Origin of the sequence: Acidovorax sp. GW101-3H11, assembly GCF_001633105.1 — a bacterium.
In the GTDB taxonomy this organism is placed as follows: domain Bacteria; phylum Pseudomonadota; class Gammaproteobacteria; order Burkholderiales; family Burkholderiaceae_C; genus Acidovorax.
In genome coordinates this window covers 59383-74723 of record NZ_LUKZ01000023.1, presented here as the reverse complement: position 1 = coordinate 74723, position 15341 = coordinate 59383, and the positions used below count along the sequence as shown (strand labels likewise).

The following is a 15341-nucleotide window of genomic DNA, read 5'->3' as shown; positions in this document are numbered from 1 at the left end:
AATACGCGGCCATCATCGCAGGCGTATAGTCTTTTGTCCGTTTTCCATCCAACACCTGATCAAGGCCCATGACTTATCCCAACACCCAGCTCTTCATCGCAGGCCAGTGGCAAGACGCCGTCGAAGGCAAGACCCTTGCCGTGTTCAACCCCGCCACGGGCAAAGAAATCGGCCGTGTGGCCCATGCCACCAAGGTGGACCTGGATCGCGCCCTGGATGCGGCACAGAAGGGTTTCGAGGCCTGGCGCGACATCCCTGCCGCCGAGCGCGCCAAGACCATGCGCCGCGCCGCCGCGCTGATGCGCGAACGTGCCGAAGCGATTGCCGCCATCATGGTGCAGGAGCAGGGCAAGCCCCTGGCCGAAGCCAAGGTTGAGACCATGGCGTCCGCTGACATCATTGAATGGTTTGCCGACGAATCGCTGCGTGTGTATGGCCGCATCGTGCCCTCGCGCAACCTCAAGGCGCAGCAGATGGTGCTGAAGGACCCGGTGGGCCCCGTGGCGGCCTTCACGCCGTGGAACTTCCCCATCAACCAGGTGGTGCGCAAACTGGCCGCCGCGCTGGCTGCGGGCTGCTCCATCCTGGTCAAGGCGCCCGAAGAAACCCCCGCCAGCCCGGCCGAGCTGATCCGCGCGTTTGCCGATGCGGGCGTGCCCGTGGGCACCGTGGGTCTGGTGTATGGCGACCCGGCTGAAATCTCCAGCTATCTCATCCCGCACCCCATCATCCGCAAGGTCACGTTCACGGGGTCCACGCCCGTGGGCAAGCAGCTGGCGGCCCTCGCAGGCAAGCACATGAAGCGCGTGACGATGGAGCTGGGCGGCCATGCCCCGGTCATCGTGGCCGAAGACGCCGACCTGGAACTGGCCATCAAGATCAGCAGCGGCGCCAAGTTCCGCAACGCGGGCCAGGTCTGCATCTCGCCCACGCGCTACCTGGTGCATGAAAACATCCGCGCCGACTTCGTGGCGGGCTTCGCCAAGTACGCGCAGGGCCTGAAGGTGGGCGACGGCCTCACGGCTGGCACGCAGATGGGCCCGCTGGCCAACCCGCGCCGGATCACCGCCATGGCCGACCTGCTGGCCGATGCGGTGCAGCAGGGCGCCAAGGTGCTGGCGGGTGGCGAGCGCATTGGCAGCGAAGGCAACTTCTTTGCGCCCACGGTGCTCAACGACGTGCCCCTGTCGGCCCGCATCGTCAACGAAGAACCCTTTGGCCCCGTGGCTGCCGTGCGTGGCTTCACCAAGATCGAGGACGCCATTGCCGAAGCCAACCGCCTGCCGTTTGGCCTGGCAGGCTATGCCTTCACCACGTCGCTGAAGAACGCGCACCTGCTGGCCCAGCGCCTGGAAGTGGGCATGCTCTGGATCAACCAGGCCGCCGCACCTGCAGCCGAGCTGCCGTTTGGCGGCCTGAAGGACTCGGGCTATGGCTCCGAAGGCGGCCCCGAGGCCATCGAGGCGCACATGAACACGCGCCTGGTGTCGATCATGAACGTGTAAAGGCATGCCCCGCCGGGAGGCGCGCTTTGGTGTGTGCCGCCTGCATTGGGGAGGTGAACAAGGGCCTGCGGGCGGTCTCCCGGGAGTTTCCCGTGAGGCTGCGCGCAGGCCCTTGGCTTTGTGTTGCGCGACGGCGTGCACGGGCTGCGCCAGCACGGCAGGATGCGCAGCAGGCTTGTGCGAAGCAATGGGTTGACGCTGTCCTTTAAAAACATATCATGATATATATCTAGGTGATTCAACATGATCGAAGACATCGTCAAGGAACTCGGCTTTCTCACCCTCGGCACCCGCTTCAAGCGCATTGGCGAGGCGCTGCAGGCGCAAACCCAGGCGCTACTGACCGAGCACGGCATTGGCATGCCTGCGGCGCACTTCCCGCTGCTGGCGGCGCTGGACTGGCACGGCCCGCTGGGGGTGGGCGAGCTAAGCCAGGCCGTGGGCGTGAGCCAGCCGGTGGTCACCCGCTCGCTCAAAGGTCTGGAGGACAGCGGCCTGGTGGTGTCCGAAGCGGTGGAGGGCGACCGGCGCGTGCGCCGCGTGGCGCTCAGCCCAGAGGGGCAGGCCCTGGTCCAGCGCGCCCAGCGCGAGGTCTGGCCCGTGATCGAAGCCTCGGTGGCCCAGGTGTGTGCATCGCTCGAAGGCCCCTTGCTGCAGCAACTCGCGGCGCTGGAGGTGGGCCTGCAGCGCACCTCGTCGCTGCAGCGTTCTGCGGCCGCCATTGCGAGTGAGCCATCCCCACGCAAGCGCAAAATCCCCGCCCCCGGCAAGCCCGCAAAAAAGACCCAGGAGATCCCATGATGAGCGCCAACACACCCAACCCCTTCGACCGACCCGTCTGGGCCTCGCTGGCCTATGCGCCCCTCCTGGCCGAAGGCGGCGACCAGGCCCGGCGCTACCGGCGCGATGTCAACCTGTTTGCATCCGCCCGGGACGACGGCGACGACGCCAGCCTGGCGGCCCTGGCCCCGCTGGTGGCCGAGGGCGAGACCGTGTTTGTGCTGCAAGCCCAGCCCGCCCCCGTGCCCCCCGGCCTGCAGGCCCTGCGCCGCGCCGAGGGCGTGCAGATGCTGGCCACGCAGGCGATAGCGTCCGAGCCCGGCAAGGAAGACATCGTGGAGCTGGGCGACGCCGATGCCCCCGAGATGCTGGCCCTGGCCCAGCTCACCGAGCCCGGCCCGTTCCTGCCCCGCACCCACGCCATGGGCCGCTTCATCGGCATCCGCGTGGGCGGCCGCCTGGCCGCCATGGCGGGCGAGCGCATGCGCTTTGCGGGCGGCACCGAGGTGAGCGGCGTCTGCACCCACCCCGACTTTCGCGGCCACGGCTTTGCACGCAGGCTGTCATCGGTGGTGGCCAATGCCATCCAGCAGCGGGGCGACCAGGCGTTTCTGCACGCGTGGACGACAAACACAGCGGCGATTGCCTTGTATGACAGCCTGGGGTTCCGCATCCGCACCGGGGTGCATGTGGCGGTGCTGGGGCGGTGAGGACATTTCAGACAAGTTGCACCATGGTGCGGCAGCGCCTGTTCCTGTGCAGGTGGCCGTTACCATTCCTTCCTTGACGGAGGTATCGGCCCATGCTGTTGACGCGACTGCTTGCCCCATGGTTGGCTTTTTCCTGCGCCTTGCCCGCCATCGCGGGCATGGAGAAAGAAAGCCGCAGTACCCGTGGTGGACTTTTCTTTGCTTTGCTGCCGCCCGATGCCGAGCGGGTGATGGCAAGTTTTGATGACAAGGCCCAGCTGCAGCGGCTGGTGCAGCACTGCAATGCGGACAAGGCGGTGTTTGCATTGCAAGGCGGTGTGAAGTACCAGTGCAAGGCCGAGGTGTTCAAGACCCCGTCCGGTGCCGACGACTGGGACGTGACCGGAGTGACCGTGCAGGGCCCCGCCCGCCAGAGTGAGCGCAGGCAGTACGCGCTGTTTTCGACGGCATCACCCGCCACGCCCCGATGGGATGTGCGCAAGATCGACCCTGACCACCGCACCGAACTGCAGACTTACATCCAGTCCGACACGCGCCGCTTTGGCGCTCTGTTGCGCCAGCTGAAGTGGGACGACGCCAAATCGATCCAGCAGCCCCACGGCGCCCCCGGCGCGCGCACCACGGTGGTGGTGCCCGGTAAGGTGGTGCGCGACGCGGACGCGTTCTACCAGGCGCAAAGGCACCATGTGTTTGTGCGCAGCAGCCTAGGCACTTATGCCTACATGGGTGAGGTGCCTGGCACCCCCGAGAGCCATGTCGATATCGATGGCAACGACCTGCCCGGGCTGGTGGTGGAGGAAGGGTGTGATGGCTGGTGCATCAGCCTGTGGCGCCTGACCGGCGGGCTGCGGCAGGTGGGGCGGTTTGGGGGGCATTGATGCAGTTGCATATCTGCTCGGCGCCCGCCGGATGTGGCAGACAATGCCCATCGGTGAAAGTCCCATGCGCCTGGCGCACGTCCATTCAGACGCCCCGACGCTGCCGTAGCGTGTCCGCCTGTCCACACACCAGCTGTACCCGATGCCTTCGATAGCACGTGCCACCAGAATTTTTCTGATCTGCGGACTGGCGGCCCATGCCGTGTGGCATGGCTACACCGCCGACCTTGCTGGCGAGACCGCCTGGGGCGGCTATGCCAAAGCGGCCGCCTGCGTTGTTGCTGCCATGGGCCTGTGGCGGGGCGTGATGTGGGGGCTCAGTCTGGCCAGCGTGGTGTGGATGGTCGAGTGCCTGCACTGGACCATGCGCTACTTCCTCTCTGCTGGCGAGCTGCGTGCGCCATTGCTTCTGGACAGTCTTGTGGGTTCACTCACCCCGCTCCCGGTGCACATCGTTCTGGCCCTGGTGTTCGCTGTGGGCATGCTGGCGCCGTTGGTGGTTCTGGGGCGGCGCGGTGACGGGTTTCGGCGGGCGGCATGGTAAGGGGAACCAGCCTCCAAGCGCGCGCCCGGCCGCCCCAGGCTTTCTGGTTCGGCCAAGTGGCACCCCACTGCAGAGCTGCCAAACCATTGCAAGCTGCAGTTTTTTGCAGAGCGATTTTTCACGGCGTTCCTGAATGACTACAAGAAAAGCGTTTGATCGAATTTATAGAACGGCCTTGTTGGCGAGCTCGTTCATTGCGTTTGTTGGATCCTTGCTGTTCGAGAGCAGGCCGCTGTTCCCTGTTTGGCCTTCTGGTTGGTTGTGCGTTGCGTTTGCAATTCTCGGTGTGGCCGTGTTGTGGCGAGCACATCGGCGCAAGCACTATTTGCGCTGGGAGTTTTCGGCTTTGACGGCGTGCGCAGCCGTGCTGACGGGTTTCTTCCTTCTGCAGGCTGTCGTTCACCTTGTGGCTGGTGGGCAAACATACTTCCTTCGCCCCTTGTCCGGGATTCCATTCATTGTTGTTCTGTGGCTGGGCGAAAAGAACGGCTATTGGTTTCGCAAGTGAGAGAACGATCGCAACGGGTTGTGGTCCGTTGATCGAATCATCCTCCTAGCATCTGCATCTGCCTTTTTTTTCCGAACCCCATGACCGACCTGCCCCAGTTTTTGTCCGAACTACTGACCGAACGTTGGACCCCGTTGGCGTCGCTGTTGGGGTTGCTCTGCGCTATGTGTGCCGCTGCGTCGGGGCGTTATGCCGACAAGCGCTTGCCTCGGGTCCTGTTGGTCCTGGCAGGGACGGCTCTCGTATTGCACTGCCTGCTGTTTGTTGGTGATGCAGCCATCTTTTGGGGCTGGTTGCAGATGGTTGTGGGAGGGCTGGTGAGTTTCTTTTTCTATCGACAAGGTCAGCGGTCGGCCAGGGATGTGCCGCCGCCTTAAGGGCCAACGAAGTGCTTTTTGCCCGCAGCCCACAAAAAAAGCCCCGGCTCTTCCGTGAGCCGGGGCTTTTTGTTTACTATTATTTTTATAGCTGCCAAGGCTTATCCATAGCGCGGAGAAGCCCATTCTGGCTTGAATCTCTTCAAGCCAGCCTCTTCCAGCGGCCTCAGAACCGGTACGTCGAAGTCAACGTGTACGTCCGCGCCTGCCCATAGAAACAATCGCCCCGCGCCAGGCACTGGGTGATGTGCACCTTGTCCGCCAGGTTGACCACGTTGAAGGCCACGCGCCAGTCGCCTGCGTCGTAGGCCACCATGGCATCGGCCAGGGTGGCGGCCGGGGTGCTGATGGCGCTGGTGCCGCTCCATTGCGAGCCGGTATAGCGCACGCCCGCGCCCACGGTCCAGCCGCCACGGCCTTCGCTGGCGAAGCGGTGGCTCAGCCAGGCGGATGCGGTGTGACGGGGGGTGCTGGCCACGGGCAGGCCCTGGTCGCCGGTGTTGCTGCGGCTGATCTTGGCGTCGGTGAAGGCATAGCCCACGGTGAAGTCCCACTGGCGCGCCAGGCTGGCCTGCACCTCGGTCTCGAAGCCCTTGACCTTGACTTCACCGATCTGCAGGCTGTTGAGCGGGTTGGTCGGGTCGGTGGTCTTGCGGTTCTTCTCGCGCAGCTGGTAGACAGCGGCGAAGGCGCTGATGCCCTGGCCGGGCGGCTGCCACTTCACGCCCGCCTCCCATTGCTCGCCGCGCTGGGGCTTGAAGGGCACGCCGTAGAAGTTGGCGCCGCCCAGCGGCTGGAAGGATTCGCTGTAGCCCGCGTACGGTGCCCAGCCGCCGTCCATCTGGTAGGTGACGCCAGCGCGTTTGCTCCAGGCCTTGTCGTTGACGGCTGCTGCAGGGCGGCCCTCGGTGTCGCTCTTGGCGTTGTCGTGGCGCAGGCCCAGGGTGGCAGTGATACGGCCCCACTTGATCTGGTCCTGGGCGTAGAAGCCCAGCTGGCGCTGCTCTACGCTGGGCACGCGTGCCAGGGCCGATGCCGATGGCGCCGTGAAGTTGCCGTACACGGGGTTGTAGACATCGATGGCGGGCGCCACGGCGCGCCAGCTTTGCTGGCCCCAGTGGTTGCGCTGCACATCGAGGCCGCCCAGCACGGTGTGCTCGGTTTCGCCCCAGCGCAGCTTGCCTTCGACCTGCGTATCGACCAGCAGCATGCGTGCGTTGCCCAGCGTCCACGAGGCGTCGCGCAGCACGGTGCGGTTGTCGGCGTTGAACACGGGGCGCGCAGGGCGGCCCAGTGCCGTGTTGGCGGCGAAGCTGGTGTACAGCGTGCGGTAGTCCACGTCGCTCACGCTGCGGCGCAGGTTCTGGCGCACGGTCCAGGCGCTGTCGATCTGGTGGCTGAACAGGTAGCCCCAGGAGGTGCTTTCGGAGTTGTAGCGGTCCCAGCCGGGTTCGCTGATGAAGGTGTTGGTGGGGATCTGTCCATAGCGGTTGGGCAACTGCGTGCCCTGCCAGGGGAAGAAGCCGATGAGCGATCCGCTCTTGTCCTTCTGGTGCGTGACCTGCAGCGTGAGCGAGGTGGCGGCGCTTGGCTTCCAGGTCACGGTGGGGGCGATCACCACGCGGTCGTCGCGCACATGGTCCACCTGCGTGTCGCTGTCACGGCCCACGGCCACCAGGCGGTAGAGCCATTCGCCGTCCTGCGTGAGCTTGCCGGTCATGTCGGCGGCGATCTGCTTGCGTGCGTTGCTGCCCAGCTGCACCTGCACTTCGCGCTGCGTTTCGGCCTGCGGGCGCTTGCTGGTGAGGTTGAGCACACCGCCCACGCTGCCCTGGCCATACAGCACCGACGAGGGGCCGCGCAGAAACTCGACGCGTTCCAGCGTGTACGGGTCGGGCCGGGTGTCGTTCCAGTAGCCGATGAAGCGCACCATGCCATCCAGATACTGCGTCACATCGCCGCCGCGCGCCTTGAAGGTGTCGCCCCGGCTGTCAAAGTAGTTCGACACCGCCCCGGCCGTGTACGCCGTCACCTGGCGCAGCGTCTGCACGCCCTGGGCCTCCATCTGGTCGCGGGTGATCACGCTGATGGCCTGTGGGGTTTCGATGAGCGGGGTGTCGGTCTTGGTGGCGCTGAGGGCGCGCTTGGCCACAAAGCCGGTGACGGGTGCGGTGGGGTTCTCCTGCTCGGCGCCCGCGCTCACGGTGACGGGGGCGAGGGCTTTTTCTGCGGTGGGGGCGGTGGGCGCAGCCTGCTGCGCATGGGCCGCGCCACACAGGGCGAGCAGGGCCGCATGTGCGATGGCAGTGCGGCAAACGGTGATGCCAGATTGCATGGTGCTGTTTCTCCGATGGTTGAAAAAAGGGTACGGGCCCGAAGGCCAGGCACGGCGCGTGGCGCGCCTGGCGTGTATGGCTTTGGGGCCGTGGGCTGGCGAGGGGACAGGCGCCGCCTGGGCGCCCGTCTTCAGAACGTGTAGTCCAGCGACACCTGCAGGCTGCGGGGCGTGCCCGGCACCACAGCGGCAAAGCCTGCGGCGGTGGACGATCCGTCCAGGTAGTAGCGGCGATTGCCCACGTTCTTCAGATTGGCCTGTACCCGCACGCCACCCGCAAACTGGTAGCCCACGGCCAGGTCCACCACGGTGTAGCCGGGCAGGCGCCACAGGTTGTCGTTGGCGGTGAACTTGTCGCCCTGGTGCACCAGGCCGCCACCCACCCACAGGCCGGGCAGCTGGGGCAGGCGGTACTGCGTCCACAGCGATGCGGTGCGGCGTGTGGCCAACCCCACGCGGTTGCCCACGTTGGCACCGGCCGTGGTGTCGGACAGCACCTTGGGGTCGTGGAAGCTCGCATTGGCCGTCACTGTCCAGCTGGGGGTGATGCGGCCTTGCAGCTCCAGCTCGATGCCCTTGATGCGCTGGCGTGCCGTGAGCACCGAGTAGCCCGGATGTGCGGGGTCGTTGGCGGGGGCGTTGGTGAACTCCAGGTCAAAGGCCGACACGGTGGTCATCAGGCGCTGGTCCAGCCATTCCTGCTTCCAGCCCACTTCCAGCTGCTTGCCCTCCGAAGGCGGGGCCGACTGCGCGCCCCACACCAGCGTGCCCGAGTTGGCCTGGAACGAGCGCGCGTGGCTGGCGTAGACCATGCTGCCCGGGCGCGGCTGCCAGGTCAGTGCGGCGCTGGGCTGGGTCTTGCTCAGGTCGGTGACGGGGGCGGTGTAGGCGTCCTTGAAACGGTCGTGGCGCAGGCCCAGCAGCAGGCCGAAGTCGCCCAGCGTCAGGCGGTCCTGCACAAACAGGCCGGTGTTGCGTGCATCCGTGGACAGCCGGGTTACACCCGTGGAAGCCACGGGCGGCACCAGGCCCGCGATGGGGTTGTAGAGGTCGATGGTGCCCAGGTTGCCCCGGGTGACTGCGCCGTAGACGCCTGCATTGGCGCGCCAGTCCAGGCCCGCCAGCAGCTGGTGCTGCACGGCTCCGGTCTGCACCTTGGCGCGCAGTTCGGCCAGCGCGGTGTCGGCGGTGTATTCCTGCCCCGGCGCCAGCCAGTAGCCGCGCGCCACCTTGCCATTGGTGACGGGGCCCATGGGCGAGGGCAGGTTCACGTTGCGGTGGGTTTCGTTGCGCGAGAGGTGAACGCGGCCTTCGATGCCGTTGGCGAAGCGGTGCTGCAGCTCGGTGGAGTAAAAGCGCAGGCTCCCCTCGGTGTTGAGCCAGCGCTCGCCATAGAACGCACCCACGGGCAGCACATCGGCGCTGCGTGGGTTCTTGGGGTCGGGCACGGCCAGGCCCACGGTCGATACGCCCTCGCTGCTCTGGGTTTCGGCCTGCGCGCGCCAGACGGTGTCCGGTGTGATCTGCCACTCCAGGCTGCCCGCCACGCCCTGCTTGCGCGGTGTGTTGCCATCCACAAAACTGCCGCCCCGGCTGGCGCCGCCGTCCAGGCGGTAGCGCAGCGTGCCATCGGCATTGAGGGGGCCGGTCAGGTCAAATTCGGCACTGCGCCAGCCATGGCTGCCTGCGCCGATCTTCACCGTGCGCAGGGCCTCAGCCTGGGGCCGCTTGCTCACGTAGTTGATCAGGCCGCCGGGCGCGACCTGGCCAAACTCCAGCGCAGCAGGGCCCTTGATGACTTCCACGCGGTCGATGTTGAACAGCGGTGGGTCCAGCAGGTGCGAAAACTTGGCGCCGTCGCGCAGGTAGTTGTTGATGTTGTTGGCCCACAGCCCCCGGATGGCGAACTGCGAATACGAGCCGTAGTACTCGGTGCGCGCCGACACGCCCGAGGCGTTGCGCAGCACGTCGCGTTCGGTGGTGGCCATCTGCTGCTCCAGCAGCGCGCCGTCGATCACGCTGACCGAGCGCGGCGTCTCCAGCACCGACAGGCCCAGGCGCGAGCTGCTTTGCGCGCGGCGTGCGGGTGTGGCGGCTGCGCCTGCGGTGGAGTCCACCACATCCACCTGGCGCAACGAAGGCGCATTGGCAGTGGGGGCTGGAGCGGTGTTGTCGGCGGTGCCCGTCTGGGCCTGGGCGGCCCCGTGCAGGGCCAGCAGCACGGCCTGGGCGATGGCGGTGCGCAGAAGGTGGTGGTGGATCATATGCTATTAATTTGGTAGCTTAAAGCCGTTATGCAGTGCGCGCAAAGGGCCTTTTTGTTCATAAAACCGAATGGCACAGCCGCAAAAAACCCGTGGCGCGGCGGCGCTGCACGGGTGAGGGGCGGGGTGGTGTGCACCCAGGGGCGGGGGGGGTGGCGCCGCAGCAGCGCTGCGGCCCCGCGATCAGTGGCCCTTGGCGGGGGGCTCGGGCAGCGCGGGCGATGCCATGCCGTCCTTTTGCACAAAGCTCAGCGTGGTCACGTAGCTGGCTTCGCCATAAGGCTTGCCCTGGGCTTCACCGGCAGTCTTGTCGCTGTGCTTGACCTCGGCCACGTACTGGCCCTTCCAGGGCAGGGCAAAGGTCACCGTGCCGTCGTCACCGCTTTGCTCACCGCGCGACCAGCCCGAGGGCGCCACCATCTCCACCTGCACCTTGGGCAGGGGCGCGCCGTTGAACACCACCTTGAACTCACCGGGCTTGCCGGTGGGCACCAGGTCCAGGGCCTTGGTGTTGGCCTCGGCCGCCTGGCCCGCGTTGGCCACCCAGCGCGCAGCGGGCACCCACAGCATGGCGGGCTGGTTGCGCTTGCTGCGGTCGATCAGCGGGTAGCTGGCCGTGGCAAACAGCGCCTGTGCATCGGCCTGCGTGGTGTAGCTGAAGGCGTCCTTGCCCAGCTTGCCTTCCAGGCGCTGCGTGCCTGCTGCGCTGCGCTGGTCGAGTGCGGGCGCACCCAGGAACTTGTCGAGCGAGCCGGGCGAGGACTCGCGCAGGTTCTCGTTGAACTCGCCAAAGTGCAGGCGGGCCTGGCCGCCCGCGTTTTCCAGCCACACCTGGTGGGCGTGGGCGCTGGTGATGGCGGTGAGGGACGCGCAGGCAATCAGGGTGGCGAGCAGCGGGGCCTGGAGGCGCAGGGACGATGGCATGGCAGTTTCCTTTCGGTGGTTTCAACAAAAAAATGTGCGTGCGCAGGGCGTGCCCGGCCCCTGCGGGGCCAGGCGCAATCCCTGTGCCAAAGAAGTTGGCTGCCTGCGCCCGGTGGTCTGGCGCTGGGTGGCTGGGGGCCGGGCGGCTGGCTGAACGGCGCCGCCCGGGGTGCGTCAGAAATCGACGCTGGCGCTCAAAGAGAAGGTGCGTGGCGCGCCCACCACCAGGTAGCCCGCGCCGGGGTAGCCGCCCGACGACGCCCAGTAGTTGCGGTTGGTCGCGTTGTCCACCCGGGCGCGCAGCGTGACCAGGCGGCCCTGCACCTCGGTGAGGTAACGCACGCCCAGGTCCAGGCGGTTCCAGCCGGGCACGCGCAGCGTGTTGGTGGCGTTGGCATAGACCGCGCCGGTGTGCACCAGGCGCCCGTCCACGGCCAGGCCGCTCACGCCGGGCACATCCCATTCGGCACCCACATTGGCCTGCAGCTTGGGCACGCCAATCACGCGGCGGCCGTCGGTGCTGGCGGCACCGGTGGCGAGCTGCTTGGCATCCAGCCAGGTCAGGCCGCCCAGCAGGCGCAGGCCCTTGGTGGCCTCGCCCTGCACGGCCAGCTCGATGCCCTGGTGGCGGTCCTTGCCGCTGCTGCCAAAAAGGTTGTCGCTGCCTACGTAGGCGCGTGGCTTGGTGGTAGAGAACAGCGCCACGCTGCCGCCCACGCGGCCGCCGTCAAACTTCACGCCCACTTCCTTTTGTTTGGAGACATAGGGCGCCAGCATCTCGCCCCGGTTGGCGGCGGTGCTGGGCGCGGTCTGGCCCTGGCTCAGGCCTTCCACATAGTTGGCATACACCGACAGGCTCTTGTCCAGCTTGTAGACGGCGGCCAGCAGCGGGCTGGTGCGGCTCTGGTCGTAGCGGTCGGTCTGCACGGCCGTGCCGTAGGCGTAGTTGGCAATCTCCAGCGACTGGTGGCGCAGGCCCACGGTGAGCAGCAGGCGGTTGTCGAGCAGCGACATCGTGTCGCCCAGCGCCAGGCTGGTCAGGCGCGTGCTGCCGGTGATGCGCGGGTCGGCCAGGTTGCCGCCCCGGAGGGTGTTGGCGCTCAGCGCGGGCAGGGCCGAAACCACGGGGCGGTAGAGGTTGGTGGCCTGCGTGTTGCCAAAGTCCATGGCATACGCGTTCTTCTTGTCGGCGCTGAAGTGCGACGCCACCACCACCCATTCGTGCCCCACGCTGCCAGTCTGGAGCGTGCCACGCAGGCCCAGCTCGCCGGTGTTCACGCTGTCCTTGCGGGTGTTGTCAAAACGGTAGGTGGTGCCTGCGCCGGTGCTGCTGTTGGCCACCGTGAGGTTGGCCAGCGAATTCGCCTCGGTGCCCCGGCGCGCGCCCGCAGCCGCCCAGCCGGTCATGTGGGGCGTGATGTCCCACTCGCCGCGCAGCGTGCCAAAGGTGTCGCGTTCGTTGGAATAGGTCCAGGGCTGCGCAAAGTTGGTGGCGTTGTCGGGTGCGGTGGGCACCTGCGTCGCGGTGGCGGCCAGCGTCACGTTGGTGCGGGTGTTGCGCAGCTTGTGGTCTTGCCAGCCGATGTCGCCCGACAGGCGCACGTCGCGGCTGCGCCAGTCCAGGCCCACGGCCACCAGGCCCAGTTTCACGTCTTCATCGTCCACGCCGGTGCCGCCGCTGTGGGTGGCAGCATTCACGCGGACGCCGGTGTTGCCATCGGGCCCGAAGCGGCGGGCCACATCGGCCGCTAGCTGCGTCTGGCCGCCGCTGGCCACGCCAAAGGTCACGCGGTTCAAAGGCTCGTTGGGCGCGCGCTTGGGCAGCAGGTTGATGCTGCCGCCAATGCCGCCGCCGTTGGGGCTGGCACCGTTCAAGAAGGCCGAGGCGCCGCGCAGCACTTCCACGCGCTCGAACAGCTCGGTGGCGATGTACTGGCGCGGCAGCAGGCTGTACAGGCCGTTGTAGGCCGTGTCGTCCGACCCGAGCAGGAAGCCGCGAATGAAGTACGACTCCTGAAAATTGCCAAAGCCGCGTGCCACGCGCACCGTAGGGTCGTTCTGCAGCACATCGCCCACGCTGCGCGCGTGGCGGTCCTGGATCAGCTCGTTGGTGTAGCTGGTGATGGAGAACGGCGTCTCCATCGCATCGCGCGTGCCCAGCACGCCCGCACGGCCCCCGCGCGCCACCTGGCCGCCGGGGTAGGCGGGCGACAGGCCCTGGGCCGATGCATCGGCACTGGCGTTCACGGTCACGGTGGACAGGGTCTTGGCCTCGCCCACCGTGGTGGGGGCTGGTGCCTGCTGCGCATACAGCGCAGGTGCGGCCAGGGCCAGCACCACCACGGCCGCAGCCAGTGCGACAGGGGTGGCTGAAAACGAAGGGCGCATCAGCGGGGCGGTGTATGGGGATGGTGCGGAACGCATGGGGGAGGGGATCAAAGAAACAAGGAACTCAGCGCGGTGCGGAGGAAGACGTGCCGGAAGCATCGGCTGCGGTTGTTGCAGCGGATGTGCGGGGCCAGCTGTACCAGCCCATCACCGCCACCGGCACACCCAGCGCCACCCACGACCACCAGTCGCCCCAGGTGTCAGACACCAGGGCCGTGAGCAGCCCGGTGGTGGTGAGCACGCCCATCACGATGGGCCCGCCCCACAGGGTCCAGAAAGGGCTGTGCTTTTTCATGCGGCCCCCTCGGTCGTGCGCGCTGCGCCCGATGCGGGCAATGCGCCGCCCGCAAAGCCGCCGGTGGTGCTGCCAGCGGCTGGTGTTGCGGGGCTTGCTGCCTGCACGCCCTTGCGCAGCCACAGATACAGCCCGCTGCCCAGCACCACGATGGTGGCGATGTCGAGCAGCGCCCAGAGGATCTTCATCGGCATGCCGCCGTAGTCGCCAAAGTGCAGCGGCTGCGACACCAGCAGCGCCGTCAGGTACCACGGCAGCGCGGGCGACGCGGTGACCTGCGCCGTGCGTGCATCCACCAGCACGGGCTTGAGCAGCTTGGAGGTGAGCGGCTCGTTGCCGCGCATGAAAAACGTGTTGTGGTGCGGGCTGGAGAACGCGGTGCCCGGGAACGCAATGAACGACAGCTTGGTGCCCGGCGCCTGGGCCTGCGCCACCTCCAGCGCCTGCTGCAGCGGGCCGCGCTCGGCGGCGGGCACGGTGGGCTGGCCTTCATAGGGCTTGAGCAACACCGAGAGCTGGTCGTACTGCCAGTATTTGATGAGCAGGTCGGCCCACGTATTGATCATGCCCGTGCCACCCACCACAAACGCCCACACCAGCGTGACGATGCCCAGCAGGTTGTGCAGGTCGAGCCACTTCACCCGCGTGGACCGATCTCGCCGCACCTCGCCAAACGCCAGCTTGCGCATGAACGGCGCATACAGCACCACGCCGGTGACGATGGCCACCAGCAGCAGCAAACCCATGAAACCCAGAAACAGCTTGCCCGGCAGCCCCGCAAACAGGTCCACATGCAGGCGGAACATCACATGCATGAAGCCCTCGTCAAACCGAGGCTGCGCCAGCACCTGGGCCGTGCGCGCATCCACCGCCACCGACTTGAAATCGTCCGTGGGCGCCGGTGTGGGCGTGAGCGTGACGAACCACACGTTGTTGTCGTCCTCGGCGTGCGACGCGAACTGCACCACACGGTCCGGGTGCAGCGCGTGTGCGGCGGCCAGCACCTGGTCGAGGCTGGCGCGCGGTGTGTTGGCAGGCATGGCGGGCGCCTCGACCTCGGTGCCCAGCAGGTGGCCAATTTCGTGGTGAAAGATCAGCGGCAGGCCGGTGATGCACAGCAGCAGCATGAAGACGGTGCACACCAGGCTGGACCACTTGTGGGTCCAGCTCCAGCGGCGCAGGGCGGTGGGGCTCAGCATGGCGTGGGGGCGGGGTGGCAAGGGCCGTCGAGCAGTCGCACCACCGCCAGCGCCGCCCACGGCACGGGGCACGCTGTTGCAACAGAGAAGGCGAAAAAGTGGTTCATCAAGCCAGACAACCCGGAAACATCGAAAGACGGTGGGTGCTGGCTGCAGCCGGGAGGCCTGTTCAAAAAAGGCTCCGGGGGAGGGCTGTGGCTTGCGGAAACCTAATTTTACATTGCAAATGGGAATTGTTTTTATTCGTGAATGCGTGCGGGGTAAGGGTGTTGGGGAAAAGCCTGCTCCCGTGTTGCTGGGAATCGCTTTGTGGGCTGGGTGAGCTGCGCATTCGCGAGACGACTTTGCTTCAGCGTGCTCGGCCAGAGGGCAGTCGGAAGCCTGGTCGTCCAGTGCCTGATGCGCCTGTTTGTACGGCTATAGTCCTATCGGGCTGGATGCTGGGTTCCCGAGTTGCTGATGGTCGTTAGCTGTCGCATCCCGGACGATTGCATAGACTCTAAACGCTATCCACTCTTCATGGCCCGAGCTGTTTTGAAGGAGTTGATAGAGTCCTTGCAATCTATCCAGGGAGTGAAGCCATGTTGATTGCCCTGCACAAGAACGCCCGCACCACTCCCCCCGCACCACTCCC

Annotated in this window: 13 protein-coding genes; 7 read left to right on the top strand and 6 right to left on the bottom strand. The window is 66.7% G+C overall.

What is annotated here, in order from left to right; all coding sequences use genetic code 11:
- Nucleotides 1–68: 68 nt before the first annotated feature.
- The 7 genes from A1D30_RS17790 to A1D30_RS17760 all read left to right on the top strand — a co-directional run bounded on the left by A1D30_RS17790 (nt 69) and on the right by A1D30_RS17760 (nt 5302).
- Nucleotides 69–1505 carry an NAD-dependent succinate-semialdehyde dehydrogenase gene (locus A1D30_RS17790; protein WP_063462058.1) on the top strand — a complete coding sequence of 479 codons (1437 nt, stop codon included), beginning with the start codon at nt 69–71 and terminating at the stop codon, nt 1503–1505.
- Nucleotides 1506–1748: 243 nt separating this feature from the next.
- Complete coding sequence (locus tag A1D30_RS17785; protein WP_063462057.1) at nt 1749–2306, top strand: MarR family transcriptional regulator; 558 nt, start codon at nt 1749–1751, stop codon at nt 2304–2306.
- Nucleotides 2306–2995 (top strand): GNAT family N-acetyltransferase, encoded by a 690-nt coding sequence (locus A1D30_RS17780; protein WP_082836509.1) that lies wholly within the window; start codon nt 2306–2308, stop codon nt 2993–2995. Before A1D30_RS17785 ends, A1D30_RS17780 begins: the two co-directional genes overlap by 1 nt.
- A gap of 92 nt (nt 2996–3087) precedes the next feature.
- Nucleotides 3088–3873: a hypothetical protein gene (locus tag A1D30_RS17775; protein WP_131798481.1), complete on the top strand. Its 786-nt coding sequence runs from the start codon at nt 3088–3090 to the stop codon at nt 3871–3873.
- 142 nt (nt 3874–4015) lie between these two features.
- A complete protein-coding gene (locus tag A1D30_RS17770) occupies nt 4016–4417 on the top strand; it encodes a hypothetical protein (RefSeq protein WP_131798480.1) in 402 nt (133 codons plus the stop codon).
- A 133-nt stretch (nt 4418–4550) separates the two neighbouring features.
- Nucleotides 4551–4925 (top strand): hypothetical protein, encoded by a 375-nt coding sequence (locus A1D30_RS17765; RefSeq protein WP_063462053.1) that lies wholly within the window; start codon nt 4551–4553, stop codon nt 4923–4925.
- An 80-nt stretch (nt 4926–5005) separates the two neighbouring features.
- Entirely contained in the window at nt 5006–5302 is a 297-nt protein-coding gene (locus tag A1D30_RS17760) for a hypothetical protein (protein ID WP_063462052.1), read from the top strand.
- 166 nt (nt 5303–5468) lie between these two features.
- Here the strand turns inward: A1D30_RS17760 and A1D30_RS17755 are convergent, their stop codons facing one another.
- The 6 genes from A1D30_RS17755 to A1D30_RS17730 form a co-directional block, all read right to left on the bottom strand.
- Entirely contained in the window at nt 5469–7637 is a 2169-nt protein-coding gene (locus tag A1D30_RS17755; RefSeq protein WP_063462051.1) for a TonB-dependent siderophore receptor, read from the bottom strand.
- 131 nt (nt 7638–7768) lie between these two features.
- A complete protein-coding gene (locus tag A1D30_RS17750) occupies nt 7769–9901 on the bottom strand; it encodes a TonB-dependent siderophore receptor (RefSeq protein WP_063462050.1) in 2133 nt (710 codons plus the stop codon).
- Between the two features lie 183 nt (nt 9902–10084).
- A complete protein-coding gene (locus tag A1D30_RS17745; RefSeq protein WP_063462049.1) occupies nt 10085–10825 on the bottom strand; it encodes a DUF4198 domain-containing protein in 741 nt (246 codons plus the stop codon).
- A 174-nt stretch (nt 10826–10999) separates the two neighbouring features.
- Nucleotides 11000–13249 carry a TonB-dependent receptor gene (locus A1D30_RS17740; protein WP_082836508.1) on the bottom strand — a complete coding sequence of 750 codons (2250 nt, stop codon included), beginning with the start codon at nt 13247–13249 and terminating at the stop codon, nt 11000–11002.
- Between the two features lie 28 nt (nt 13250–13277).
- Nucleotides 13278–13508: a hypothetical protein gene (locus A1D30_RS17735; RefSeq protein ID WP_063462047.1), complete on the bottom strand. Its 231-nt coding sequence runs from the start codon at nt 13506–13508 to the stop codon at nt 13278–13280.
- Nucleotides 13505–14707 carry a PepSY-associated TM helix domain-containing protein gene (locus A1D30_RS17730; protein WP_063462046.1) on the bottom strand — a complete coding sequence of 401 codons (1203 nt, stop codon included), beginning with the start codon at nt 14705–14707 and terminating at the stop codon, nt 13505–13507. The genes A1D30_RS17735 and A1D30_RS17730 overlap by 4 nt, the downstream gene beginning before the upstream one ends.
- Between the last annotated feature and the right edge of the window lie 634 nt (nt 14708–15341).

What these genes read in the sequence shown, in the direction of transcription:
- A1D30_RS17740 (WP_082836508.1), bottom strand. Translation starts at nt 13,249, where the DNA reads ATGCGTTCCGCACCATCCCCATACACCGCCCCGCTGATGCGCCCTTCG.
- A1D30_RS17765 (WP_063462053.1), top strand. Translation starts at nt 4,551, where the DNA reads ATGACTACAAGAAAAGCGTTTGATCGAATTTATAGAACGGCCTTGTTG.
- A1D30_RS17755 (WP_063462051.1), bottom strand. Translation starts at nt 7,637, where the DNA reads ATGCAATCTGGCATCACCGTTTGCCGCACTGCCATCGCACATGCGGCC.
- A1D30_RS17735 (WP_063462047.1), bottom strand. Translation starts at nt 13,508, where the DNA reads ATGAAAAAGCACAGCCCTTTCTGGACCCTGTGGGGCGGGCCCATCGTG.
- A1D30_RS17770 (WP_131798480.1), top strand. Translation starts at nt 4,016, where the DNA reads ATGCCTTCGATAGCACGTGCCACCAGAATTTTTCTGATCTGCGGACTG.
- A1D30_RS17750 (WP_063462050.1), bottom strand. Translation starts at nt 9,901, where the DNA reads ATGATCCACCACCACCTTCTGCGCACCGCCATCGCCCAGGCCGTGCTG.
- A1D30_RS17790 (WP_063462058.1), top strand. Translation starts at nt 69, where the DNA reads ATGACTTATCCCAACACCCAGCTCTTCATCGCAGGCCAGTGGCAAGAC.
- A1D30_RS17785 (WP_063462057.1), top strand. Translation starts at nt 1,749, where the DNA reads ATGATCGAAGACATCGTCAAGGAACTCGGCTTTCTCACCCTCGGCACC.
- A1D30_RS17775 (WP_131798481.1), top strand. Translation starts at nt 3,088, where the DNA reads ATGCTGTTGACGCGACTGCTTGCCCCATGGTTGGCTTTTTCCTGCGCC.
- A1D30_RS17745 (WP_063462049.1), bottom strand. Translation starts at nt 10,825, where the DNA reads ATGCCATCGTCCCTGCGCCTCCAGGCCCCGCTGCTCGCCACCCTGATT.
- A1D30_RS17730 (WP_063462046.1), bottom strand. Translation starts at nt 14,707, where the DNA reads ATGCTGAGCCCCACCGCCCTGCGCCGCTGGAGCTGGACCCACAAGTGG.
- A1D30_RS17780 (WP_082836509.1), top strand. Translation starts at nt 2,306, where the DNA reads ATGAGCGCCAACACACCCAACCCCTTCGACCGACCCGTCTGGGCCTCG.
- A1D30_RS17760 (WP_063462052.1), top strand. Translation starts at nt 5,006, where the DNA reads ATGACCGACCTGCCCCAGTTTTTGTCCGAACTACTGACCGAACGTTGG.